General features: G+C 65.1%; 18 protein-coding genes. 11 read left to right on the forward strand and 7 right to left on the reverse strand.

The annotated features are described in order from the left end of the window. Window positions 1–22: 22 nt before the first annotated feature. A complete protein-coding gene (locus QY325_12800; protein ID WKZ65633.1) occupies window positions 23–415 on the forward strand; it encodes a hypothetical protein in 393 nt (130 codons plus the stop codon). Between the two features lie 9 nt (window positions 416–424). Here QY325_12800 and QY325_12805 read toward each other — a convergent pair whose 3' ends face one another. Next, on the reverse strand, window positions 425–760 hold the full coding sequence (locus QY325_12805; GenBank protein ID WKZ65634.1) for a hypothetical protein: 336 nt from the start codon (window positions 758–760) through the stop codon (window positions 425–427). 59 nt (window positions 761–819) lie between these two features. Here QY325_12805 and QY325_12810 point away from each other — a divergent pair, with 59 nt between their 5' ends. Beyond that, entirely contained in the window at window positions 820–1,353 is a 534-nt protein-coding gene (locus tag QY325_12810) for a CvpA family protein (GenBank protein ID WKZ65635.1), read from the forward strand. Window positions 1,354–2,718: 1,365 nt separating this feature from the next. On the opposite strand, the gene QY325_12815 is transcribed toward QY325_12810, so the two are convergent. Then, the gene (locus QY325_12815; GenBank protein ID WKZ65636.1) at window positions 2,719–3,909 is read right to left on the reverse strand and encodes a phosphoglycerate kinase; all 1,191 of its coding nucleotides are present in this window, start codon (window positions 3,907–3,909) and stop codon (window positions 2,719–2,721) included. A gap of 94 nt (window positions 3,910–4,003) precedes the next feature. Here QY325_12815 and QY325_12820 point away from each other — a divergent pair, with 94 nt between their 5' ends. Further along, on the forward strand, window positions 4,004–5,119 hold the full coding sequence (locus QY325_12820) for a DNA polymerase III subunit delta' (protein ID WKZ65637.1): 1,116 nt from the start codon (window positions 4,004–4,006) through the stop codon (window positions 5,117–5,119). A 171-nt stretch (window positions 5,120–5,290) separates the two neighbouring features. On the opposite strand, the gene QY325_12825 is transcribed toward QY325_12820, so the two are convergent. From QY325_12825 to QY325_12835, 3 genes are all read right to left on the reverse strand, one after another. Further along, the gene (locus QY325_12825; GenBank protein WKZ65638.1) at window positions 5,291–6,448 is read right to left on the reverse strand and encodes a delta-60 repeat domain-containing protein; all 1,158 of its coding nucleotides are present in this window, start codon (window positions 6,446–6,448) and stop codon (window positions 5,291–5,293) included. Between the two features lie 350 nt (window positions 6,449–6,798). Then, window positions 6,799–8,310 (reverse strand): delta-60 repeat domain-containing protein, encoded by a 1,512-nt coding sequence (locus QY325_12830; protein WKZ65639.1) that lies wholly within the window; start codon window positions 8,308–8,310, stop codon window positions 6,799–6,801. Continuing rightward, a complete protein-coding gene (locus QY325_12835; protein WKZ65640.1) occupies window positions 8,307–11,780 on the reverse strand; it encodes a hypothetical protein in 3,474 nt (1,157 codons plus the stop codon). Before QY325_12835 ends, QY325_12830 begins: the two co-directional genes overlap by 4 nt. A 571-nt stretch (window positions 11,781–12,351) precedes the next feature. On the opposite strand from QY325_12835, the gene ricT reads away from it, so the two are divergent. From ricT to QY325_12875, 8 genes are all read left to right on the forward strand, one after another. Next, on the forward strand, window positions 12,352–13,677 hold the full coding sequence (gene ricT / locus QY325_12840) for a regulatory iron-sulfur-containing complex subunit RicT (GenBank protein ID WKZ65641.1): 1,326 nt from the start codon (window positions 12,352–12,354) through the stop codon (window positions 13,675–13,677). Further along, window positions 13,674–14,153, forward strand: a complete 480-nt coding sequence (locus QY325_12845; protein ID WKZ65642.1) for a gliding motility lipoprotein GldH — start codon at window positions 13,674–13,676, stop codon at window positions 14,151–14,153. Before ricT ends, QY325_12845 begins: the two co-directional genes overlap by 4 nt. A gap of 82 nt (window positions 14,154–14,235) precedes the next feature. Further along, window positions 14,236–16,641 (forward strand): transglycosylase domain-containing protein, encoded by a 2,406-nt coding sequence (locus QY325_12850; GenBank protein ID WKZ65643.1) that lies wholly within the window; start codon window positions 14,236–14,238, stop codon window positions 16,639–16,641. A 51-nt stretch (window positions 16,642–16,692) separates the two neighbouring features. After that, window positions 16,693–17,391, forward strand: a complete 699-nt coding sequence (locus QY325_12855) for a CoA transferase subunit A (GenBank protein ID WKZ67987.1) — start codon at window positions 16,693–16,695, stop codon at window positions 17,389–17,391. 39 nt (window positions 17,392–17,430) lie between these two features. Further along, window positions 17,431–19,149: a hypothetical protein gene (locus QY325_12860; protein WKZ65644.1), complete on the forward strand. Its 1,719-nt coding sequence runs from the start codon at window positions 17,431–17,433 to the stop codon at window positions 19,147–19,149. Between the two features lie 33 nt (window positions 19,150–19,182). Continuing rightward, window positions 19,183–20,961, forward strand: coding sequence for a hypothetical protein (locus QY325_12865; protein ID WKZ65645.1), 1,779 nt, complete (start codon window positions 19,183–19,185; stop codon window positions 20,959–20,961). Window positions 20,962–20,968: 7 nt separating this feature from the next. Further along, the gene (locus QY325_12870; GenBank protein ID WKZ65646.1) at window positions 20,969–21,625 is read left to right on the forward strand and encodes a CoA transferase subunit B; all 657 of its coding nucleotides are present in this window, start codon (window positions 20,969–20,971) and stop codon (window positions 21,623–21,625) included. Between the two features lie 2 nt (window positions 21,626–21,627). Then, entirely contained in the window at window positions 21,628–22,341 is a 714-nt protein-coding gene (locus QY325_12875) for a glycosyltransferase family 2 protein (GenBank protein WKZ65647.1), read from the forward strand. Here the strand turns inward: QY325_12875 and QY325_12880 are convergent. Together QY325_12880 and QY325_12885 are read right to left on the reverse strand one after the other, a co-directional pair. Next, complete coding sequence (locus QY325_12880; GenBank protein ID WKZ65648.1) at window positions 22,322–23,923, reverse strand: hypothetical protein; 1,602 nt, start codon at window positions 23,921–23,923, stop codon at window positions 22,322–22,324. The two genes, QY325_12875 and QY325_12880, sit on opposite strands and share 20 nt — an antisense overlap. After that, window positions 23,920–25,200, reverse strand: a complete 1,281-nt coding sequence (locus tag QY325_12885; GenBank protein WKZ65649.1) for a hypothetical protein — start codon at window positions 25,198–25,200, stop codon at window positions 23,920–23,922. The genes QY325_12880 and QY325_12885 overlap by 4 nt, the downstream gene beginning before the upstream one ends. Window positions 25,201–25,230 lie beyond the last annotated feature (30 nt).

Here is a 25,230-nt window from a genome sequence, read left to right on the forward strand (position 1 = left end):
CAGAAGGCCCAAAAGTACCCCAATGACCTCATCCCTTCTCCGTAGCGCTCTTGCCAGCGCCATGGTGCTGGTCGTGGCCGCGCTCTTGCTCCCGGCCTGCAACAAGGACAAGCCCACCAAGGCCATCATCACCGTGAAGAAGGAGGATGGCACCGTGGTGCCCGATGCCTTGGTGAAGCTCTATGCGGACCCCGCGTATCCGTTGGGTGACCCCAACCGGCTCAACAAGGAGAGGAACACCGATGGCAGCGGCCGCGCGGAGTTCGACTATTCGGAATTCTACAAGAAGGGCCAGAGCGGATTCGCGGTGCTCGACATCCTCTGCACCTACGACACGCTCGTGGGCGAAGGCATCATCAAGATCGAGGAGGAGAAGGACAACGAGGAGACGGTGATCATCCTTCCCGCTGAGTAGCCGCGCGCCTCACGCCGCTTCGAAATAGGCCAGTACGGCCTCCTTCATCAGCCGCTCCTGCTCCTCGGGGCCCAGCGGCGGCAGTTCCCTCACACGTTCGAAGTGCGGCCACCCATCGGCATCGCGGCCCAGTTCGCGGTAGTACCCGTAGGGCATCAGCACCACGCAGATCGCGATGTGCATGAGGTTCACCTTCTCGTCCTTCTTGAACTCACGCGCTCCCTGGCCGAGTTCCTGCACGCCGATGAGGAAGAGGAGGGCATTCAGGTCCATCGTCCCCGCGTCGAAGCGTTTGGAGAGCGAAGCCACCAAGTCACGCCATCGTTTCTCGAATGCAAGGTCCATGGAGGAGGGGGGTCGGGGCGCGAAGTTCGTCCTCCGCGATTTCATCACCTTCACGGCCCATGAATGGATTGGACCTGGGCATTCTCCTCCTCTTGGCGTTTGCGGCTTGGAGGGGCTTCAGGCGTGGCTTCATCGTGGAATTGGCCTCGCTGCTGGCCCTGGTGGCAGGCCTCTGGGCGGCGGCACGGTACAGCGCAGAGGTCGCTTCGGCGGTCGGCATCGGGGCCAATCAGCCCGCGCTCGGCTTCCTGGTCACCTTCGCTGCGGTGCTGGTGGGGGTGCATCTGCTCGCCCGCCTGATCACCTCGGCTGTCGACCTCGTGGAGTTGGGCCTGCCCAACCGCATCTCGGGAGCGCTGTTCGCCACGGTGCGCTCGGCATTCACCCTTAGTGTGCTGCTGAACCTGGTGCTGGGTTATTCCGATGGCGCCATGCCTCCCGCCGCGGTGCGCGAAGGCTCTGCGCTCCATTCTCCCTTGCAAGCCTTTGCCCCTGTGCTGGTGCCGGCCGTCGGCCAGGCCAAGTGGGTGCAGTGGGCGGTGGAGCAGATTCGCGAGGAAGCGGGCGGGGTGCCATCCGACCCCGTGCCCTGAGCGCTCATTCGGCGGCTGCGGCGCGGCTTGGGCGCGGGTCGTGCGGCCTGTCCCCGAAGCAGCGCCTCCATGAGCGGTGCGAGCCATGCCTCTGCCATCCACGCCACGCCCAGCAGCAGGAACGGCATGGCCGGATTCTTGAACCGGGCGTCGGTGGTGGAGATGCCGCCAAGGAACAGCACAGCGAGCGCGATAGCCGTTACCGCCAACAAGCCTGCCGGGGGGCGGCGGATGATCCACAGCCAGCAGCCCAGGCCGAGCGCCAGGGCCACCAGGCCAGAGTAGATGGCGGAGACCGCCTGCAGCAAGGCCGATCCGCTGCCGTCTCCGAAGAAGGTCTGGATATGGCCCCTTCCGGGCGCGAGCAGGATGAATGCCGATTCGCGCGCCTGCACCCGGAGCCACGCCCAAGGATGTGCCGCGAAGGTGATCCGCAGGTCGCCGCGCAGGGCCGTGAAGTAGCCCGTGACGGCCGTGGCGTCCTCCCAATCGGTGCTGGATGCCCGGGCATCCAGCGTGCTGCGGTAGGCGGTGGCCTGCGGGTCATGGGCGGCGTCGAGCACCTGCGGCACGTGGAAATAGGCCGCAGCCACCGGCCCGCTGTCGGAAAGGATGAATCGACCGGTCTCCCGCTGATTGCGGACCATCCAGGGCAGCACCAGGAGGATGGCGGTGCCCATGAAGACGGCCATGGCGGACACAGGCCTTCGCCACAAGAGCAGCCCTGCCGCGGCGGCACAGGCCGCGAGCGGTAGCCCTGTGGGGCGGAACCAGGCGGCCAGCGCGAAGAGCGCCCCCGCGACCGCCGCGTGGCGAAGGGACGGTGTGCCGGCCAGGACCACCACTCCTGCAAGGAGCGCTGCGGTGAAACAGGCCTCCGTGAGCACGCTGCCCGCCAGCAGGATATCCACGGGCTCCACCGCCATGAGCCCGGCTGCCGCCAGCGCGGCCCGGTTCGGGAACCGGAGGAGACCGGCCAAGCGATGGACGAGCAGCACCTTGGAAGCGGAGACCAGCACCTGCACACCGAGGACCGCCGGGATGGAGCCACCCAGCAGGTGGATGAGCGCCGGGTAGCCCGGCATGCGGGTGGTATCGGGGATATGGCGCGGGTGGAAGAGCGAGTATGTGCCGTGGCCGAGGCTCTCCGCGAGCGCGAGGTAGTAGCCGGGGTCGAACCGGAGCTGCCAGCCCAGCTGCGCGTGGTGCAGCACGAAAGCGGCGCGCAGCACCAGCGCCACCCCGAACAGGAGCCAGAGCGCTCGGCCGGTTCCCGTATTGGTGATGGGTGCCATCAGGCCTCGGCGGCGCGGGCGGAATCAGCGGCAAGGCCGCCTGTCGCGCACCGCACGAAGGTCGGGCATGTCACCCCTGAACCGCCGCGATTCCCGGCAGCACCTTGCCCTCCAGGTACTCGAGCATGGCGCCGCCGCCGGTGCTCACGTAGCTGATCCTCTCGGCGAGGCCGAATTGGTTCACCGCGGCCACGCTGTCACCGCCGCCCACGAGCGAGAATGCGCCCTTGCCGGTGGCTTCGGCGACCGCTTGTGCGATGGCCACGGTGCCTTGCTGGAAGGGCTTCATCTCGAACACGCCCATGGGGCCGTTCCACAGCAGTGTCCTGCTGCGCAGGATGGCGGCGCGGAAGGCGTCCACGCTCTTGGGGCCGATGTCCAGGGCCATCCAGCCGTCTGGCACGGCGTCGGCGGCGCACTGGTCTGTATTGGCCGTCTCGGCGAAGGCGTCGGCCACCACGGCGTCGGTCGGGATGTGCAGTTTCACGCCCTTGGCATCGGCCTCCTTGATGATGCCGCGCGCGGTCTCGAGCAGGTCGTCCTCCACCAGGCTGGCGCCGGTCTGGCCGCCCATGGCCTTCACGAAGGTGTTCGCCATGCCGCCGCCGATGATGAGCTCGTCGCACTTGCCGATGAGGTTCTGCAGCACCTCGATCTTGCTGCTCACCTTGCTGCCGCCCACGATGGCGGTCATGGGGCGTTGGGGGTTGCCAAGCACTTTGCCCACGCTGTCGATCTCGGCCTGCATGAGGTAGCCGAAGAGCTTGGCCGTGGGGAAGAACCTGGCCACGATGGTGGTGCTGGCATGGGCGCGGTGTGCCGTTCCGAAGGCATCGTTCACGTACACGTCACCGAGCTCGCTCAGCGCCTTGCTGAAGGCCTCGTCGCCGCCCTCCTCCTCGGGGTGGAAGCGCAGGTTCTCCAGCACCAGCACCTCGCCGGGCTTCAGCGCTGCTGCTTTGGCCTTGGCATCGGGGCCCACGCAATCGGTGGCGAAGAGAACGGCCTTGCCGAGCAGCCCGCTGAGGTGCTCGGCCACGGGCCTCAGGCTCATGGCCGGGTTCACCTTGCCCTTGGGGCGGCCCAGGTGGCTCATGAGGATGGCGCTTCCGCCGTCGTTGAGGATCTTGTTCACGGTGGGCACGATGGCGCGGGCGCGGGTGTCGTCCGTCACGGTGCCATTGGCATCCTGGGGAACATTGAGGTCAACGCGCACCAGCGCCCTCTTGCCTGCGAAAGAGTAGGAGTCCATCGTCAACATGGCCGCGAAAGTATCCCGCAGGTGCCGTTCACCGAGCGGCGCTCCGGCCTTCCAGTCCGACACGAGGCATTCGGCGCGCGCCTAGCTTTGCTCCGTGCTCTTCTCACAGGTCATCGGCCATGCGGCGCTGAAGGCGAAGCTGATCGGCAACATCCGCGAAGGCCGAGTGCCCCATGCCCAGCTCTTCGTGGGCCCGCGGGGCAGCGGCAACCTGCCCATGGCCATCGCTTATGCGCAATACCTGCTCTGCGAGGCGCGCGGTGCGGCCGATGCCTGCGGACTATGCCAGGCCTGCCTGCAGACGGCCAAGCTGGAGCACCCGGACCTGCACCTGGCCTTCCCCATCTTCTTCACGGAGAAGGTGAAGGCCTGCGAGCCCTTCGTGGCGGACTGGCGCGCGGCGGTGCTGACGGAGCCCTACCTCGACATCGAGCGCTGGCGCGAAGGGCTCGAGAGCGAGAACAAGCAGCTGCGCATGGGGGTGGACATCGCCCAGGAGATCCAGCGCAAGCTGAGCCTGAAGAGCTTCCGCGGCGGCCACAAGGTCATGCTCATCTGGATGCCGGAGCTCATGGATCCCCCTGCGGCGAACAAGCTGCTGAAGGTGCTGGAGGAGCCTGAGCCCAACACCGTCTTCCTGCTCGTCGCCTCGGACCCGGAGCAGCTGCTGGCCACCATCCTCAGCCGGGCACAGCTCGTGAAGGTGCCGACCCTGCCCCCTGATGAGCTGGCAGAAGCCCTGCGCGAGCGGTTCGCGGAGCTCGGGGCGGAGGAGGCGAAGGCCATCGCAGCCCGCAGCGAGGGGGACTTGTTGGAGGCCATGGAGATGGCCGGCAAGGGCGAAGAGGAGCACTTCGTCTTCTTCCGCGACTGGCTGCGGGCATGTTACAAGCGGGAGGTGCCAGTGGCTGTCGACCTGGGCGAGGGCTTCGCCAAGTTCGGCCGCGAATGGCAGAAGGCCCTGATGCGCTACGGCCTGTTCATCATGCGCCAATGCACGCTGCAATGGATGCAGGCGCCGGCCCTGGTGCGCGTGGCGGGCCAGGAGCTGGAGTTCGTGAACAACTTCAGCCGGCTGCTCAACGAGCGCAACGCCGAAGGCATCCGCCGCGAACTGGAGGCCGCCCACACCCACATTGAGCACAACGCCAACCCCAAGGTGATGTTCATGGACATGAGCTACCGGATGATGGGGTTGCTGAGGGGGTGAGGGCTTGGCATGTTGAAGGTTGCCGGTTGAATCTGCGGTTGGGGGTTGCTCAACCCTGAACCAGCAGGGGATAGATGTGCAATGGCGGCAGCATGCAGCACTGCACCGTGCGGCCCGGTTTACACCGTGGGTGGCAAACCTCTACGGGCGCTAGTGCTTCTCAACCGAAGGTCATGGCTGCACGATGAGCCGCTCAGCTGGTAGCAGGCGCTGGCCCTCTTGAAGCAGCTCAGCCATGTATGCGCCAGCAGGCAGTCGCCGCGTATCCACCAGCACTTGGCCGTGTGCTTGCCCGATGGCTTCGGTATGCACCACGCGGCCCAGGGCATCCAGCAGCACCAATTGCGCTTGGCCCTGCAGGGCGGGCAGCTCATAAGAGAAGACCACCCAGGCGTTGGCGGGGTTGGGCTTGATGCTAAGCCGCAGGGCAGGCTTGGCGCGCTCGGAATCCACCACCCCCAGCCCGATCTCCCCGCCATGCAACCGGGTTACCATGCGCTGTAAGGTATCGTTGGTGGTGCCATCGCTGTAGCCGTGGTAGGCGCCCCAGATGTAGTAATCGCCGGAGGGGGCGCGCGCAATGCCGTCGATGGACCCATAGCGCTGGATCATCTGGCCGAGCGGGTAGTCGTAGCTGCCGCAGCCGCCGCCTTGAAAATAGTATGGCACAACGTTCCCCAGCGTATCGAGCATGCAGATTCCGTTGTAGGGCTGGCCCTCCACTTCGGCGAAAAAGCCCGTGACGATGATTAAGCCGGACTCCAAGGGCAGGAGGTCCACAACACCAGCGTCCCAAAACGTGAAACCCTCACCCTTCACCATGTTGAGCCCATTGTTGAAGGTCGGGTCCAAGCTGCCATCGGGCAGCACGCGGATCAGCTGGATCGTGTCCGTCTGATTCTCCAGGCGGAACATCCCGCCCAGGTAGGCCCGGCCATCGGGCAGGGTTTCCATAGCCCACACGTAGCCCCAGGGTATGGGCGCGTTGAAGCTGTTGTCCAAGCTGCCATCGGCATGCACGCGGATCACCTTGCTCACCGGCTGGCCTTCGTACATGGTGCCCCACTGATGCACCAGGAACTTCCCGCCCAGGCCCCCGGCCGTGCCCGCCAGGTACTCCTTGATCCCGAACACCGCCCCGTTGCCCGTGCGGTGCGTGCGCGTGGTGTCCAAGCGGCCATTGTTGAAGAACCAGACCAGGTTGTACCCGCCTTGGTAGCCGAGGTGCGGAGCATTAATGGTGTGGTAGCCGCCCAGCAGCACCCGGCCATCGGGGTACACATGGTAGTCGCCACCCTGGGCCGAATTGAAGTAGGGGTCGAAGTTCATGTGCTGGAAGGACGGGTCGATTTGCCCGTTGGGAAGCAACCGGCGCACCGTCTGGCTGCCCGCCACATAGTAGCGGTCCTGCCACCGGGTGAGCTTTGATCCACCTTCGGAATATGGGAACGACTGGTCGTTTTGCCCATTTGCTGATACCCGCGCGAGGTAGCGTGGGTTGGTTTCGCCAGGAAACTCCATTCTACCGGACAACAACATTTGCCCATTCGCCAAGAACGCGATGGAGTTGACGTTTCGAGCGGGAAGGTCCATCCTGAACTGCGTGTCAACGCTCAATGGAACCTGAGCGCCGCTGCTTGAGGCCGCACTTAGTGCGGCTGCAAGCATGATGTTGCGCCTCATGGTTGCACGATGAGCCGTTCAGCAGGCAGCAGGCGGCTTGCTCCCTGCACCACTTCCACCGTGTATGCGCCGGCTGGCAGCCCACGCGTATCCATGAGCACTTGGCCATTGCCGCGACCGAGGGAGGCACGCCACGCCTCGCGCCCCATCACGTCCCGGACAATCAGCTGCGCTTCCCCGCTCAAGTCGGGCAACTCGCAGGTGAAGACAACCCAAGCATTGGCGGGGTTCGGCTTGATGCCTAGCCGCAGGGCAGGCTTGGCGCGCTCGGCATCCACCACCCCCAACCCGATCTCCCCGCCGTGCAACCGGGTCACCATGCGCTGCAGCGTATCGTTGGTGGTGCCATCGCTGTAGCCGTGGTAGGCGCCCCAGATGTAGTAATCGCCGCTGGGCGCGCGGGTGATGCCCGAGAGTGCGCCATAGGTGACCGTTTGCATGCCCATCTGATAGTCGTAGTTGCCGCACATGGCGCCATCGGCATAGAAGGGAACCACTTGCCCGGTGGTATCGATGATGCAAAGACCACCGCGCGCGTAGCCTTCGACGGTGTTGAAGTCGCCAGCTAGCGCGAGAAGACCGGAGCCCAGCTCACAGACGTCTATCACGCTCGGATGGGTTGCCAAGTGCGCCGTGTCAATTTCAAAAGCTAGCCAGTTGTTGAACGAGGGGTCCAGGCTTCCATCCGGCAGCAGCCGCACCAACTGGACCCTATCGGTGCCATTCTCCAGATGGTACTCGCCCGCGATATACGCCCGCCCATCGGGCAGGGGCAGCATGTCGTAGATGTAGCCCCACGGTATCGGCGCATTGAAGCTGTTGTCCAGGCTGCCATCGGCGTGCACCCGGATCACCTTGCTCACCGGCTGCCCTTCGTACTGCGTGCCCCATTGGTGCACCAGGAACTTGCCGCCCAGGCCTCCGGCCGTGCCCGCCGGGTACTCCTTGATCCGCCAAACCACGCCGTTGCCCGTGCGGTGCGTGCGCGTGGTGTCCAAGCGGCCATTGTTGTAGAACCAAATCAGGTTGTACGCGCCTTGGTAGCCAAGATGCGGGGCATTGATGGTGTGATAGCCGCCCAACAGCACCCGCCCATCGGGGTAAACATGGTAGTCGCCGCCTTGAAGAGAACTGAAGTAGGGGTCGAAGTTCATGTGCTGGAAGCTGTTGTCCAGCGTTCCGTTCGGCAGCAGGCGCCTTACGGTCTGGCTGCCGGCCACATAGTAGCGATCCTGCCATGGGGTGAGCTTGGCGCCTCCGTAGGTGAATGGGAAGCTCAAATCTCGGCTGCCGTCCGGATTGATGCGGGCAAGAGGCCACACATTGGCCTCGCCGGGAAACCGCATATTGCCGGAGAGCAGCAATTGCCCATTCGGCATCGTGACCAAGGAATAGACATTCTGGGCGGGCAGGTCCATTCTGAAGCCAACATCGATGCTCAGCGGCGCTTGCGCCACCGTGCTGCTGGCAGCGCTGAGCGCCGCCAGCAGCATCAAATGGCTCTTCATGGCTGTACAATCAGCCGCTCGGCCGGCAGAAGTCGGCTAGTGCCCTGCACCACCTCTGCGGAATAAGTACCGGCAGGCAGCCCGCGCGTATCCATAAGCACTTGGCCATTGCCACGGCCTATGGCACCGCGCCAAGCCTCGCGCCCCATCATGTCACGCACGATCAGTTGCGCGTCGCCTGTAAGCTCAGGCAACTCACAGGTGAAGACCACCCAGGCGTTGGCCGGGTTGGGCTTGATGCCTAAACGCGGCTGCTCCTTGTTGGCAACCACCGGACGGCGTACACGCGCTTTCGGCTCCGCTCCCGCATCGCCGGTGTAGGGGCTGCGGCAGTTGCCATAGTTGTAGCAGAGCAGATGGCTGGCCCATTGCGTGGGGCGGTCGTGCTCCACATCAATGAACAACTGCAATTGCGCCACCTCTGCGCCAGTGAGCTGCGCCGTGCTGCGGCCATCGGCATGCACCGCTTCCAGGAAGTCGATGTAGGTCAGCATGCGCGCGCGCTCATCCACCTGCTTGCCTTTGAGCTCGTGCTCGCCGGGCAGGGCGGTGATCAGGTCGCGGGCCTGGGCGTACTGGTTGCGGCCCACCAGCAGCAGGGCCTCATCGTAGCGCGCCTCCGCCGTGCGCAGCAATTGCAGCGCGGCCAGCTCTTCGGCCTGATCGGTGCCGTTCTCCTCATCGTCGGCGGCCAGCAGTTCGGCCAGCGCGTAGGCGGCCTCGCTCATGCGCAAGTGCTCCTGCCCCATCTGCATCTCCAGGGTAGCGCGGTAGGTCTTCACGGTCCAACTGGCCTCGACGGCCTCCAACAGCGACTCAGGCAGGGGCTGGGTGCATTCGGTCTCGAGCCATTTCAGGAAGCCCTCCTTCTGGGTGGCTTCGGGATTCGCGATACAGATCTCAGCGCGCATGGCATCGGGGAAGCCCTCCTTCTCCATGGCTTCCTTCAGCACGTCAACGCTCAGGTAGGGGCTCTTGCTCAGCAGGTAGGCGCGCAGGTCCCAGTAGTCCTGCGGCCAGGCTGCCGCGATCTCATCCAGCACCACATCGGTGCTGCCGCCATCGATCAGGTTGGCGTAGAGGAAGCGCAGCCCGGCGTAGGCCTGCCGCGCCTGCTCCACTTCGCCTTGCAGGGCCAGTTGGTCGCTGGCCCAGCTGACGAGGATGGGGCAGCCGTAGAGCACCTGCGGACCGCTGAGCGTGGGCGCCACGAGGCCCTGCACCGTGGTGGGTGCGTAATGGGGCGCGCTCACATGCCAATAGGTGATCAGGCTCTGGGTGCTCACACGGATGTCCAACGCGCTGTTGGTGCCATTGTCCAGGTAGTTCAGCGCGGGCACGTTCTGCCAGCCTTGGTTCAGGCGGATGGTGTGGTTCTGCAACTCGTTTGCTTGCGCCCCTTGCGCCTGCCTGCTCCAGATGTTCCACCCGTTGGCGTTGTTGGTGTTGCAAAGGAATTGCAGCCCAATGGCGGCGGGGTTGCCGGTGTTGGCGCTCACGCCTTCGCCCACGTAGCCGCGGTCCATGCCGCTCACGGTATTGCTGCGGATGCTCTCGCTGGCGGTATTGGTGTAGCCGATCACGATGCCCTCAGTATCAGCGAACGGCTCGCTGGCCTCAGTGAGCGCATTGTCCATAACACGCAAGCCGTTGCAATGCGTGAAGAAGATGCCGCGGTGGAACTGCTCCCAAAAGACTTCATCCGGGGCATCCAGCGTCACCGCCCGCTCGCCCACGTTGAAGGTGCAATGGCGCACCATCGGGTTCCGCAGGCCCTCGCCATACACGCCGCACACGTTGCTGGCGAACTGGGCGCGGTGCACGCTGAGGCGCGGTAGCCCCACGCTGGCCGTGGCATGCACGCCGTGGTCGAGGCCGGTGAAGGTGCAGGGCATCTGGGTGGCCACCGGGCAATTGTAGCCGCCATTGGGGCAAGCCGCCTGTACCCACACCGTGCTGTTGTGCGCCTTGATGCCATAGCCCAGTTGGCTGCTGTATTCTGGGTATTGGCCGCTGTGCTCAAAAGCGCAGGCGCGGAAGCTCACGCGCACGCCGTTGAGGTCGGCCAAGGCGATGGGGTTGTTGTTGCCGTGGATGTTGTCGAAGTCCTCGGTCCACTCGAAACGGGCGTGGGCGAAGGTGCTGCGGTTGTTGAGGGCCACCAGGCCATTGCTGGAAAGGCTGGTGTAGGGATCGAACTTCACACCTGTGCGGCAGTTGCGGATAACGCAGGGCGGGTTGCTCGCCGTGCCCTCGAAGCGGATCACGCCGCCGGCCTTTGTGGGGTCGCCGGGCTTGCCGAGGTAAACGCCGGTCTCGGCGTTCTCGATGATGCCGCCGTTCTTGATGACGACGAGGCCTTGGTGGGCGAGGTTGGTGACCCCGGGCCACCACCATGATTGCAGTCCATCCTGTTGACCCTGATTCGCGTTGCCCCATACCTCGATGCCCCGGAATGGCGCATTGAAGTAGCCCGCCTCCGCATTGTAACTGGCGTTGGTGATGGTGCCGCCATCGATTAGCAAGACGCCACCGGGCTCCACCACGATCTTGGCCTCGCCGACAAGCTCGGTGCGGCAGGTGATCTTCAGCATCTGCTTGTTCCGCACGTGGACGTTCTGATAGAGCTTCAACGGAAAGTCCCAGGCCCAAACAGCGCCGTCGTTGAATTGGGTTGGCCAGCTGAGAATGGCGTCGGCGTTGTAGCCTTCTGCGGCTTTGCTCACTTGAGTGACCGATAGCGTGCGGTGCATCCGGCCCATCTGCAGGTTGCTCGAATGAAAGCCGACGCTCGGCGCCATGACATTGTTGGTACAGATATCGAATTCGTTTGCGGTTGCATCGCAACCATTGAAGCCGCCCATGGGACAATAGTTGATGAAGGGAAGCCCCGAAGCGCATTGCGACGCAACATTCTGAACGGTGCACCACGGTGCTTGCTGGTAACAGGAGAACACGTCTGGCATGAAATCGAACTGTCCACTATTGAGCGGCGCGGACCAGTCATACACGTGCGTAAGATCCATGGCATGCATGAATTCATGCGCCCATTGCTGGGCGACAGCACCCCATTGCCAATCCGTAGGTCCCCAGAAATTCGGGTTCTCTGAGCCATGCACCACAACCCAGGCGGGATTGTCCCAAAAGAAACTACCTGGTGTCGGATTGCAAGCAGTGCCCGAACTCGAGCCGCAGGACCAGGGGCCCACAACGTGCCAGAGCACGGTGTTCTTCAGGTCGGGTCGATCGGCCAGTGCAGCATTGGAGCACGCCTCCATGACTTGCGAGTCAGTGCATCCAATATTGTTAGCGCTCCACCACCATGTGCTGTTCCGGAACACAATATCAGCGAGCTTCAATTGAATGCGGGTGTCCTGCAGGTAATAATCCAGGTCGGGTATGCCGGGATCAGACGGTGGGGCTACGGACTCGAAGTAATTCTCAGAGATGTAGTCGATCATCATGGCCATCCGTTGACGATTCAGCGGTGTGTCCAACCAATTGTAGTCCCCTTCATCGCGCAACCATATGTGCAGGCTGATAGATATCTGCTTGGTCGCGGTTGGTCGATGGTGATACCCTGCTACATCGTTTGACCCGTAGCCAGCTCCGGAGTATCCTGGAGGAAATGGTACATGCCAGACTTGTGTGCTCCATCCTGGGTTTCCACCGTTATTGTAGAACTCGGTGCTCGATTGATTACATCCCGCCCCCCCTCCTCCGCGTTGGTAGAATGGGACTTCTGAACCTGAATATCCGCAGCCCTCTACCTGCGCATATGCACTAGTGATCAGCAATAGCCCCGTTGGGGGGGGGGGAGGCAATAAACGCCGCCGCAAGCGCGGCTAGCCAGAGCCTTCTCGTTCTCATGGTGGAGGGTTTGGATGGTGGTTCTGAAGGGTATGCCGAAGGTAGCAGCACGGTTGAGGTGTGCAACCGGTTTGCAGGGTCAACCCGGGTGTACCCGGGCTCGGCACACCAGCAACCTGCCAAACCTCAACCTTCCAACCCTCAACCTGAGTCCCTTCTATCTTCGCCCCCATGGCATGCGGCAATTGCGGATCGGGGGCTGACGGGAAGCCGGCAGGGTGCAAGAGCAACGGCTATTGCAGCACCAGCGGCTGCAACAAGCTGGGCGTCTTCGATTGGCTCACAGGGGTGCCCCTCCCGCAAGGGCAGCAGCCGTTCGACGGGGTGGAGGTGCGCTTCAAGAACACGCGGAAGGCCTTCTACCGCAACACCTCCGGCCTTACCCTGATGCCGGGCGACCTGGTGACGGTGGATGCCGCTCCGGGCCATGATGTGGGCATGGTGAGCCTCGCCGGTGAGCTCGTGCGCGCCCAGATGGCACGGCGCGGCGCGGCGGCGGAGACCTACGAGCTGCGCAAGATCCTGCGGAAGAGCACCCAGGAGGACATCGACCGCTGGCACGAAGCCCGCAAGCGCGAGGACGACACCCTCTTCGCGGCCCGCCAGATGGTGCGCGATGCCCGGCTGGACATGAAGGTGACCGATGTGGAGTTCCAAGGGGACGGCACCAAGGCCATCGTGTACTACACCGCTGAGGAGCGCATCGACTTCCGCGGCATCGTGCGCACCATGAGCGACCGCTTCAAGGTGCGGCTGGAGATGAAGCAGATCGGCGCGCGGCAGGAGGCCGGCCGCATCGGAGGCATCGGCAGCTGCGGCCGCGAGCTGTGCTGCAGCACCTGGCTCACGGATTTCCGCAGCGTCACCACCAGCGCGGCGCGTTACCAGCAGCTGGCGCTCAACCCGCAGAAGCTCGCTGGCCAGTGCGGCAAGCTGAAATGCTGCCTGAACTACGAGCTGGACATGTACATCGAGGCGATCAAGAGCTATCCCTCGCAGAACGCAAAGCTCAGGACCCAGCAAGGCACCGGCACACATATGAAGACGGACATCTTCGCCGGCAGGATGTGGTACGGGTTCAAGAAGCCGGGCGAGCCTTTCGTCATGGCCGGCTTCCCGGTGGAGGTGGTGCGCGACATCCTGGCCCAGAACAAGCAGGGCGTGGAGCCGGAGGTGGACCTCAACATGACGGATGAGCCCGTGGAGGAGGTGAAGAAGCCGGACTACGAGAACGTGGTGGGGCAGGACGACCTGACGCGCTTCGACAGCAAGATCAAGAGCGGCAAGAAGCGCTCGCGCAGCAAGGGGCGTGACAAGAAGCCAGGCGGCCAGGGCCCTCGCCCGCAGCCGGGTCCCAAGCCGCAGCAGGCGCAGGCGGCCGGCCCCAAGCCGGAGGGAGATGCCGCTGGCCGCAGCGATCGTCGGCGACGGGGCCGCGGCCGCCGCAGCGACCGCCCGCCCGGCGGCAGCGCCCCGCCAACACCGCCCGCCGCGTGAGGCCCGCGTACGCCTTGGTGCCGCTGCTCGCCCTATGGGGCTGCGCCGACAACCTCGTCCACCAGGCCGATGCGCCCATCCCCAACGGGGCGTGGGACAACGGGCTGAAGCCCGCGTTCGCATTCGACATCAGCGACACGGTGAGCAAGCACGACGTGTATATCGATGTACGGCATACCGGCGACTATGCCTACAGCGACCTGTACCTCTTCGTGGACCTCGAGGGGCCCGGCGGCCGCGCGCAGCGCGATACCGTGGAGTGCATCCTGGCCGACCCCACCGGCCGCTGGCTGGGCCGGGGTACGGGCTTCATCTTCGCCAGCCGCACCCGCCATGCCAAGGTGCTCTATCGCCTGGGCAACCGCTTCCCTGCCGCCGGGCGCTACACCATCACGCTCGAGCAGGCCATGCGCGAGAACCCCCTGCCCGGGGTGCTCGATGTAGGCGTGACCGTGGAGCGGAGCGCAGCGCAATAGGGCGGCGGTCACCGCCCGTCTGTTGAAAGCCAGCGGGCACCCCTCCGGCGCCCCCGTCCCGCACGGGTAACTTCGCACGCCGATGAAGAAGCAGACCGAGACGAAGGGCCGGCGCCGCCTGCTCTGGTGGGGCCTGGTGCTGGCGCCGGTGCTGGGCCTCTACCTGATGCTCCTGGCCGCCTCGCTCAGCGACCTGCCCACCATCGAGGACCTGGAGAATCCGCGCAGCGACCTGGCCACGGCCGTGCTCTTCAGCGACGGCACCCAGATGGGCCAGTTCTTCCGCGAGAACCGGATCCCAGTTGACTATGAGCGCATCAGCCCGAACGTGGTGAATGCGCTGGTGGCCACCGAGGACGAGCGCTTCCGCGAGCACAGCGGGGTGGACCTGCGGGGCACCCTGCGCGCTGCTGTCTTCCTGGGCAGGAAGGGGGGGGCCAGCACGCTCACCCAGCAGCTGGCCAAGATGCTCTTCACCGACCGAAGCGGCAATGTGGCGAAGCGCATCTTCCAGAAGTTCCAGGAGTGGATCATCAGCGCCCGGCTCGAGCGCATGTATACCAAGGATGAGATCATCGCCATGTACCTCAACCGCTTCGACTGGATCAACCAGGCGGTGGGCATACACAGCGCGGCGCGCATCTACTTCAGCACCACACCCGATTCGCTCCGCATCGAGGAGGCGGCCATGCTCGTGGGCATGTGCAAGAACCCCGCGCTCTTCAACCCCATCAGGCGCCCCGACACCACCCTGCACCGGCGCATGGTGGTGCTGGACCAGATGCGCAGGAACGGATTCCTCAGCGTGGCGCAGTACGATTCGCTGAAGGCCCTGCCCTTGGGCCTGCGCTTCCAGAGCGTAAGCCATACCGAGGGCCCGGCGCCCTACTTCCGCGAGGTGCTGCGCGAGCGACTGCAGGCCCTGCTCAGCAGCACTGACGAGAATGGTGAGCTGCGCTACCCCAGGCCCGATGGCAAGCCCTACGACCTCTATACCGACGGGCTCAGGGTGTACACCACCATCGACCGGCGCATGCAGGCCTATGCCGAGTGGGGCCTGCGCGAGCACCTGGCCCAGGAGCTCCAGGCGGATTTCTTCAAGGACCTCGCGCGGAAGAAGAACAGGCCATTCGATGCGCGCGTGAGCCAGGACGAGATCAAGGGCATTCTCGCGGCATCCATGAAGCGCACCGCACGCTACAAGGTAATCACCGGCAAGCAGTGCGGCGTGTGCGAGCGACCCGCCTCCTACATCCGCAAGGAGATGCACGATGGCGCGATGCACTATCACTGCGATCCGGCCAAGGGCGGCTGCGACGCCTGGTGGCCCGTGGTGGCCGAGGAGGACATTCCCAAGGTCTTCGACACCCCGGTGAAGATGCGCGTGTTCAGCTGGAAGGGGGAGATCGACACGGTGATGAGCCCGATGGACTCGATCCGCTACTACAAGAGCTTCCTGCGCAGCGGTCTCCTGAGCATGGATCCGCACACGGGCTTCGTGAAGGCATGGGTTGGCGGCCCGGACTTCAAGCACTTCCAGTACGACCATGTGGACAAGGCACGCCGCCAGGTAGGCTCCACCTTCAAGCCCTTCGTCTATGCCACCGCTATCCGCGAGGGTATGGAGCCCTGCCGGGAACTGCCCAACCAGAAGGTGTGCTTCGACATGCCGCCCGGCCAGCCGGACTGGTGCCCGGAGAACAGCGATGGCGAATACGGCGGCATGGTGACGGTGGAGTATGCGATGGCCAACTCGCTCAACACCATCACTGCCTGGCTCATGAAACAGTACGGCCCGCAATCGGTCACCGTGCTGGCCCGCCACATGGGCGTGAAGAGCCCGCTGGAGCCGGTGCCCTCGCTCTGCCTGGGCGTGGCCGACCTCACCCTGATGGAGATGACCGGGGCGTTCAGCTCATTCGCCAACAAGGGGGTCTACATCGAGCCCATCCTCTATACACGCATCGAGGACAAGAACGGGAACACCATCCTGGACGTGGTGCCGAGCACCTATGAGGCGCTGGACGAGCGCACGGCCTACATCATGCTGAAGATGATGAAGGGCGTGGTGGACGGTGCCTACAACCCCAGCACGGGCAAGGTGGTCGGTACGGGCATGCGCCTGCGCACCAGCTGGGGGAACCGGCAGAAATACGCCAACATCCGCTTCCCCACGGCGGGCAAGACGGGCACCACGCAGAACAACAGCGACGGCTGGTTCATCGGTATCACGCCCGACCTGGTGACCGGCGTATGGACGGGTGCCGAGGACCGCAGCGTGCGCTTCAGCACCACCGACAAGGGCCAGGGCGCGAACATGGCGCTGCCGATCTACGGCTACTACATGAACAAGGTGTATGCCGACCCCGCCATCGAGATCAGTACCGGCGATTTCGAGCGGCCGGAAGGCGAGCTGGGGGTGGAGATCGACTGCCGGGCAAAGGCGAAGGCGGGACCGGGCAATGGCAAGCCCAACTGGGGCGACTGACGGAGTGCCATGCCCGCAGCGGATATCTTCGTCGCCACTGACCGGAAAGACATGAACAAGGTGGTGGCCAACGCCGATGCGGCACTCGAAGGCATCGAGGACAACATGACCCTGATGGTGGGCGGCTTCGGGCTGTGCGGCATCCCGGAGAACAGCATCGCTGCGCTCGTGCGGCGGGGCGTGAAAGGGCTCACCTGCATCAGCAACAACGCCGGGGTGGACGACTTCGGCCTGGGGTTGCTGCTGCAGACCCGTCAGATCCGCAAGATGATCAGCAGCTACGTGGGCGAGAATGCCGAGTTCGAGCGGCAGATGCTCAGCGGCGAACTGGAGGTGGAGCTGATCCCGCAGGGCACGCTGGCCGAGCGCTGCCGGGCAGGGGGGGCCGGCATCCCGGCCTTCTTCACGCCGGCCGGCTACGGCACCGAGGTGGGGGACGGCAAGGAGTCGCGCGAGTTCAACGGGAAGATGCACGTGCTGGAGAGCTGGCTGCGCGCCGACTTCGCGCTGGTGAAGGCCTGGAAGGGCGATCGCTTCGGCAACCTGGTGTACAAGCGCACGGCCCGCAATTTCAACCCCATGATGGCCATGGCCGGCAAGGTGACCGTGGCCGAGGTGGAGCAGCTGGTGGAGCCCGGCGAACTCGACCCCGATGAGATCCACACGCCAGGGATCTTCGTGCAGCGCCTCTTCCAAGGCACCGGCTACGAGAAGCGCATCGAGCAGCGCACGGTGCGCAAGCGCGGCTGACCGACCATGGTGCGCGAGCGGGCGGAACGCCTGCTGTTCATGGGATTCGCCCTCGCCGGGTTCACCCTTGTGCTGGTTCGGGCGGCTAAGGTGCCGCTGGTGCACGATGAAGCCACCTCGTTCCTCGCTTACGCGCAGACCGGGCGTTTCCTGCCGTTCGCGTCCATGTGGGATGCGAACAACCACCTCCTCAACAGCGCGGCCGGCCATCTCGGTTACCGGCTGTTCGGCCTGGAGCCCCTCTCCCTGCGGTGGGCCAGCGTACTGAGCTATGGCTTGTTCGCTGGGGTTGTCTTCCGGTTGGGCCGGTCGTTGGCCCACCCCATGGTGCGGTGGAGCTATTGGCTAGCCTGCCTCGGCTGCCCCTTCCTGCTCGATTTCTTCTCGCTGTTCCGCGGGTATGGACCGGCCATGGCGCTTTTCCTGTGCGCCATGCACCAGGCGCACCGATTCACGGTGATGGGCCATGCGCGCCACCTGCGGTGGGCGCTGTCCTGCATGGCACTGGCCACGGGTTTCCTGCTTGCGCTGGTGCCCGTCTGGGCGTTGCTGCTCGGCGTTCTCCTGATGGGCTGCCGCACGCGCGCCGCCCTCGTGCAATGGGGGGTCCTCGGCGGGCTTCCGCTGCTGCTCGCCGGAGCCCTTGCGCTGCAATACGCCCGCCTGGGGCTGCTCTACCACGGCAGCACCGAAGGCTTCATCCCGGTCTCCGTCGGGTCGTTGGCGCTGCGGGTCATCGGCATGGACGGCACCCTGCCGCGTGCCGCACTCCTCGCACCCGCAGCCGCGGCCATCGGCCTCCTGCTCTGGCACGCGTGGCGGCGACGGTCAAGTGCCTCGCCGGGCTTTCTGGCGGCCGTGCTGCTCTTGGGGGAGGCCCTGCTGCGCATCCTGCTGGCCGAGGCGTTCGGGATCAATCATGCCGAGGACCGCGCTGCGCTGCACCTGCTGCTCGCGGCTCTTCTGGCCGTGGCTGCTGCCGCTGACCTCTTGGCAGCGCGCACCGCTTGGGGCGGGCTCGTCGCCATGCCGCTGCTGGCCCTGCCAATATGCACCGTCTCCAGGGCCAACCTGACGCATACGGTGCTCTGGCCCGAGCAGTCTCTGCCGCATCGGTTCGCCGAGCGGGTGGAGCGATTGGAAAGGGTGCTGAGCCGCCCCGCCGTGGTGGGCATGCATCGCCTGGCTGGGCTTCCTTGGAGCTTGGAGCGGCGGATGCGCGGCGGTGAAGGGGATGGCACGGCGCAGGATTGGCCGCTAGGGCTGAACGATGCACGGGTCGTCCAGCACGCGCAGCTTGCTGCAGCCGGTAATGGGTACACGGTGGCGGACAGTGCACCGGACCAGGGCTTGTGGTTGCTCATGCGCCAGCCAGCGATGCGGACGGAACCCGTACATGACACCCTGTTCTCTTGGGAGGCCGCTGGCCAGGAGCGGTCGCCCTCCCTTTGGCTGCCGATAGGGCCGATCCGCAGCGGCGGGGCGTTAGTGGACATCAGTGCGTCTATGCGCACTGGGGTGAATCCGGCGGAGCTTCGCCTGGGAATCGCAGTGCGCGATGACGAGGGCGCCATCATCCACGGGGATCTCGTTTTCCTCAGCACGCGCCGAGCGGTGTGGGCTGGTGAATCCTGGCGTTCGGTGCGGCCGGTTCCCAGGCTGCCCCGCGCCGTGTCGGCAGAAGTGTTTCTCTGGTCGCCGGCAGGAGAAGCTTATCGACTGGATGAGGGGCGCCTCCGGCTGCTGAAGGTCCATTGAGCGAAGGCCTCGTCGCATCTTCGTGCGCTTCCCATGGCCCCGCAACCGCCCATCCGCAGCGCCGAACGGTGGATCTACCTGTGCTGGGCGCTCCTGGTGCTGGCCTACCTCACCTTGCGGGCGGCCTCTGTGCCCTGGGTGAATGATGAGTGCGCCTCCCTTCACTTCTATGTGGAGAAAGGGGAGTTCCTGCCGTACCGTGCTCACTGGGATGCGAACAACCATGTGCTCAGCTCGGCCGTCGGCACCGGTCTATATCAGTTGTTCGGGCTCTCACTGGTCGCGTCGCGCGTTGGCAGCCTGCTCGCTTTCGTGCTCTTCGCGGGGTGCGCTTGGCTTCTCGCCGCGCGGGTGCGTGAGGCGGTGATCCGCTGGGGCCTGCTGCTGGCGCTCACGGCCTGCCCATTCATGCTCGACTTCTTCGCGCTCTTCCGGGGCTATGCGTTTGAGCTGGCCTTCCTGCTGCTTGCCGTTCTAGGCCTGGTGCGCCTGCTGGAGCGCTGGCGCACGCGCAACCTGCTGCTGACGCTGCTGGCGCTCCTGTTGGCGAATGCCTCCGTGCTGGCACTGCTGCCCACATGGGCGGCCCTGGTCGCTCTGCTGGGCGCCGGCATCGGCTGGATGTGGCCGCGCCTGGGAGCGCGGCAGCGTGCCGCACAGTGGGCCGTCTGGCTGCTGGCCGGTGGGCTGCCGGTCGGTGCCGCAGTGCCATATGCCATGGAGCTCCGCGAGCGCGGGCTGCTCTACCACGGCGGCACCGATGGTCTTTTCCGGATCACGGTGGGCCCGCTCAACTACCATGTGCTCGGCGTGGATACGCCCGTGGTGCGGGGGCTCCTGCTCGGGCTGCTAGCTGCGGCCTTCCTTGCCTTGGCCATCAGGGGCGGCAGGGTGCCGGCTTTCGTCGCCATCGGTCTGTTAGGGCTTGATGTGGCGCTCCGTGTCTTCCTCGCCCTGGCCATGGACGTGAACTATCCGAAGGATCGGGCTGCGCTGCACCTCGTCCCCTTGGGCCTGTTGGCCATTGCCTACGGGCTCGACCGCTGGGCCATCCGCCACCGGGCGGTGCGTTTTGCCGCGTTGATCCTGCTGGCGCTTCCGCTACGGTCTGTGGTGGGCGCCAACCTTAGCACGACGCTGCTGTGGCCCGAAGAGGCGCTTCCTGAAGCCTTCCTGCGCGCGGTGGCGAACCGCACTTGGGAGAACCCCGCCGTGCTCCAATGCCCGCCACGCTGGTCGCTGACGCTGCCCATGGGCATCCGGCGCCTTGGCCTAGATGCACCGTTGACAGCCAGTGATGCACACGGCGCGCCGGCAGAGGAGCTGCGCATCACCGACATAGGCGAGGTGCCCGATACCATGGCCTTCGCGCTGCTCGCCAGCGCGGGCCCATCCGGGCCCCATTTGCTGGAACGGCGCCACCCCCTCTCGCTGCTGCCGGTGTGGAGGGGCGAGGGGCCGGTCAGCGAAGGGGATTGGGAATTCCTCGATGCGTGGCGCACCGACTCCCTTGGCCACGGGGATCACGTGGTGGACCTTCTGATCACAGCGGATTCCGACGGCCGTCCCGTGCTCTGCAACCTGGTCGTCGACCTGCATGATGCAAGTGGCGCAAACGTCTACTACCGCACGTACCCGCTCGACCTGCAGCGGCCCGTTTGGACACCGCGGCCGTTCGCCATCCGCGCGCGGATACCCGGCGAGGCAGGGGCCTCGCGCGCTGCGATCTACTTTTGGCAACCTCGCCACCGTCACGCACGCCTGCAACGAGCGCAGATCGGTGTTTCGCGTGTGGCCGACCCCGAACACTGAATCGCCCATGGCGCTCACCAAGGAACAGATGGCCAAGCGCATCGCTCGCGAGCTGCGCGACGGCTACTACGTCAATCTGGGCATCGGCATCCCCACGCTGGTGGCCAACTACATCCCGGAGGGCATCAACGTGGTGCTGCAGAGCGAGAACGGCATCCTCGGCATGGGTCCCTTCCCCTACGAGGGCGAGGAAGACGCCGATCTCATCAACGCCGGCAAGCAGACCGTGACCCTGCTGCCCGGCAGCAGCATCTTCGACAGCGCCACCAGCTTCGCCATGATCCGCGGCCAGCACGTGCAGCTCACCGTGCTCGGCGCCATGGAGGTGGCCGACAACGGGGATATCGCCAATTGGAAGATCCCCGGGAAGATGGTGAAGGGCATGGGCGGCGCCATGGACCTGGTGGCGAGCGCCGAGAACATCATCGTGGTGATGATGCATACCAACAAGGCCGGTGAGAGCAAGCTGCTCAAGCAGTGCACCCTGCCGCTGACCGGCGTGCGGTGCGTGAAGAAGGTGGTGAGCGACCTGGGTGTCTTCGACATCACAGCTGATGGCTTCCGCCTGCTCGAGCGCGCCCCGGGCGTGAGCGTGGAGGAGATCAAGGCCAAGACCGAGGGGCGGCTGGTGACGGAAGGCGAGGTGCCCGAGATGACTTTCTGAGCATGACCATCCGCACCCTTTCCATCGTCATCCCGGCCTACAACGAGGAGCGCACGATCCATCTCATCCTCGACAAGGTGCGCGATGCCGTGCTCGATCAGGGCATCGCCAAGGAGGTGATCATCGTGAACGACGGCAGCACGGATGGCACCGTGCAGGCGGTGAAGCGCTATATGGACGCCAACCCCTCCATGGGCATCAAGTTCTACGAGCAGCCCCGCAACATGGGCAAGGGCGCAGCAATCCACCGCGGCATCCAGGAGGCGAAGGGCGAGTACCTCATCGTGCAGGATGCCGACCTCGAGTACGATCCGCGCGAATACAACCTGCTGCTGCGTCCGGTACTCGAGGGCTTCGCCGATGTGGTGTACGGCTCACGCTTCATGGGCCATCACCCGCACCGCATCCTCTTCTTCTGGCACAGCATCGGCAACAAGTTCCTCACCTTCCTGTCCAATGCGTTCAATAACCTGAACCTAACGGACATGGAGACCTGCTACAAGCTCATCCGCAGCGACATCGCCCAAGGCCTCGACCTGCGCGAGAAACGCTTCGGGTTCGAGCCTGAGGTCACCGCCAAGCTGGCGCGCGTGAAGGGCATCCGGATATACGAGGTGGGCATAAGCTACTACGGCCGAACCTACGCCGAGGGGAAGAAGATCGGCTGGCGGGATGGCTTCAGGGCCATCTGGTGCATCATGAAGTACGGCCTCTGACGGCGCCATCCGGGCTTCCGGCGGGCTCCGGCCGAATGCGGAGGTACACCGCATTGGATGCCACGCGGGCAGCCAGGCGATAGTGGCTGCGGAGCAGCTCGGACAGGGCGCGCCACGGCACGGCCGGTGCGTTGAGCGTGTCACCGGTGATGAGTATGGCATCGGCCCCGCGCACCCAGGCCCCGGGAACGTTGGTGAGCGGGATGAGACCGTCCAAGGGATCCGGTGGCGGCGGGTTCAGGAGGGGGTCGTGAACGGGCGACCAGCGCAGCGGGAAATGCGGATTGATGAACTCGTAGTTCGAGAGCAGCAGCGCATCACGGTCGGCCAGCCCGAGCTCCAAGTGGTGCATGACCATCCAATGGCAGGGCAAGGTTACCACTCGCGCGCCGCGAGGTACCTGTACACTGGCCTCATATGCCTGGCGCTGCTGATGGCTGCGGAGCTCCTGGCCCGGGCGTCGTACTTGCGAGAGGCACAGCAGGAGGGTGATCACGGAAGCGGGAAGCAGGAGTGGGGCGGGTCCCGCACGGAGACGGCGCGCGAGCAGAAGGGCCAGGGCGAGGTAGAGAAGCAAGGCAAGCCGGATCGAAAGGCCGCTGCCCTTGCCGACACGGTCGGGCATGATCACGAACAGGAGCGCGGTGAACGCCACTGCCCAGCCCTCGGCCCCGATCGAGGCTGCGGCCCGCCCCTGCGTGCCGTGTCGCACACGGTTCAGCAAGACCATCACACCCAGCAGCGCGGCAAAGGGCGCCCAGCAGCGCAGCTCGGCCCGGTCGGAGGCGCACAGTGCATCCAGCAGCGGGGCCACCAGGTTGTCCGGAGGCGCCAGCATGGGCTCATTTGCTCCATGCCCAGGGCTCAGCGCAAGGTAGGCGGCCAGGCAGGCAAGGGCCGGCGCAGCCGCGAGGCCGAGCCGTGGAAGCATCTGCCGCAGGGCCCGCCGTTCCTCACTGGCAGGCGGGGCAGTGGAATAGGCCTCCGCCCAATGGAGAAGACCCCATGCCAGTGCAATGGCGAACGGCACCAGATGCGATGCATAGAGGAGCAGTAGCAGTGCCGCGAGCCTAAGCCAACCGAGTGCGGTGGCGCTTCTGGAAAGCATACCCCGCCACATCCTCATCACCAGGAGCAGGCCCACCAAGCCGAGCGAGAAGTTGAGGAAGCCCATCTGGAACGGCCCGTGCATCGCGAGCGGGAGCCCAAGGAAGCCGCCCCAAGGCGGTTGATCGCCCGCTTCGTTCAGACTCCAGCGGAAGGCCAGCGGAAGGCCCAAGAGGCAGAGCAGGTACAGTGCCTTCAGGGCCTCCGGCGCGTCGAGCACCTGCATTGCAGCGGCGAGGACCGCGTGTCCGCTCCAATTCGGCACGGGTACCGGATTGAGCTCCCACTGGCGGTCATCTGCAGCAGTCCCGGAGATCAAGCGGCCCAGGTAGTGCGCATTGAGCGCATGGGAGGGGCCGTCGTGTGTGACGTGGAAGCGCGTGGAGGTGACGGGTTGGATGACCAGTAGGAGGCCTATGGCGAACAGGATCCGCTCCACCCAGGCCATGCCTTGGTGCGAAGCCCATCGCTTCATCCGAGGAAGAAAGCGCGCCCCATTTCCTCCCAGAACCGGGCCCACGTCCAATCAGGTCCGTCCCATGGTGAGGCATAGATGATGCTGAGGCGCAGGTTCATGAACACCAGCACCGCGGCGATGCCTGCGGCCATGCGGCGAGGAGCCGGCTTCAGTGCAACGGCATGCCCTACCAGTCCGGACAATGGCAGCGCGAGGAATGCCGAATACTCGATGAAGCCGCGGTAGCCGAAGGCACCGCCGAGCCACCAGGCCCACCAGCAGCCGTACAGGTACCATGTGATGCACCACACCACGAGGACGGTACGAGCCCCCGTGCCGAGCCGTCGTGCTTGCCAGAGCAGCGTGAGCAGCACGGCGGCCATCAGGGGGGTATAGATGAACCATCCGTTCTGGTGGCTCACCAGCAGGTCGAAGAGGTGCGGCGCGCTGAAATCGAAGGACTCCTGCTTGGTGCCGTAGGTGAAGAGCACCCACTTGCCGGCGATGGCATGCCAGTAAGTGAGCTGTGGCAGGACCAGGGCGGCGACGAATAGCGCTCCCAGCGCCAGCGCCGGTCGCATGGCCAGGAGCGGCCGCCATCGCTCAAGGACTCCCGTGATGCCGGATGTGCGGTAGAGAACCGGCAGCAGCAACGCCACGGCGTTCAACGGCCTCACCAGGATGATGAGGGCGCCCGTCACCATCAGGGCGATGAGGGTCTCCGGTCCAGGCATCCGCATCCAGCGCTCCGTGAGTGCCAGCAGCGCGGCGAAGAGGAAGAAGGAGTAGACATGCGACATGCCCGCTTCGAACGAGCCGTAGTAATAGAGGTTGGTGGCCAGGTAGAGCAGGGCCACGGTGATCAGGGCGGTTCGCGCCTCTGTGCGGCGAGCGAGCACTCCGAAGAGCAGGCGGCATCCGACGGCCAGGTAGGACGCGGCGCCCACCAGCTGCATCACCGCATAGGGGGCGGAATAGCCGTTGGCCTCCGCGCCGGAGGCACTGGCCCATGCATGCCCCAGGAAGAAGAAGGGCAGCTGCAGGTAGGCGACGCCCACGCTGAAGATGCTCAGGCCCTTGCCGTTCTCCAGCAGATGCACCCAGGGCATCCGCCCCAGGTCGTGGTCGATGAGCACCGCGGGCAGGAACTGGTAATAGCCCAAGCTGTCGGATCCCCAGCGAAGCAGCTCGTGCAGGTGGTCCTGGTGCTTGAGCAGGCCGGAGATCAGGGCGAAAGCACCGATGGCAAGGGCAAGCGCGCTTCCGGCGCGGCGGTTGATGGCGGGAGGTGGCATCGGTCGGGGCTTGCTTCGCGCCGCTTGCCG

It is taken from the genome of Flavobacteriales bacterium (assembly GCA_030584065.1).
GTDB lineage: Bacteria > Bacteroidota > Bacteroidia > Flavobacteriales_F > PHOS-HE28 > PHOS-HE28.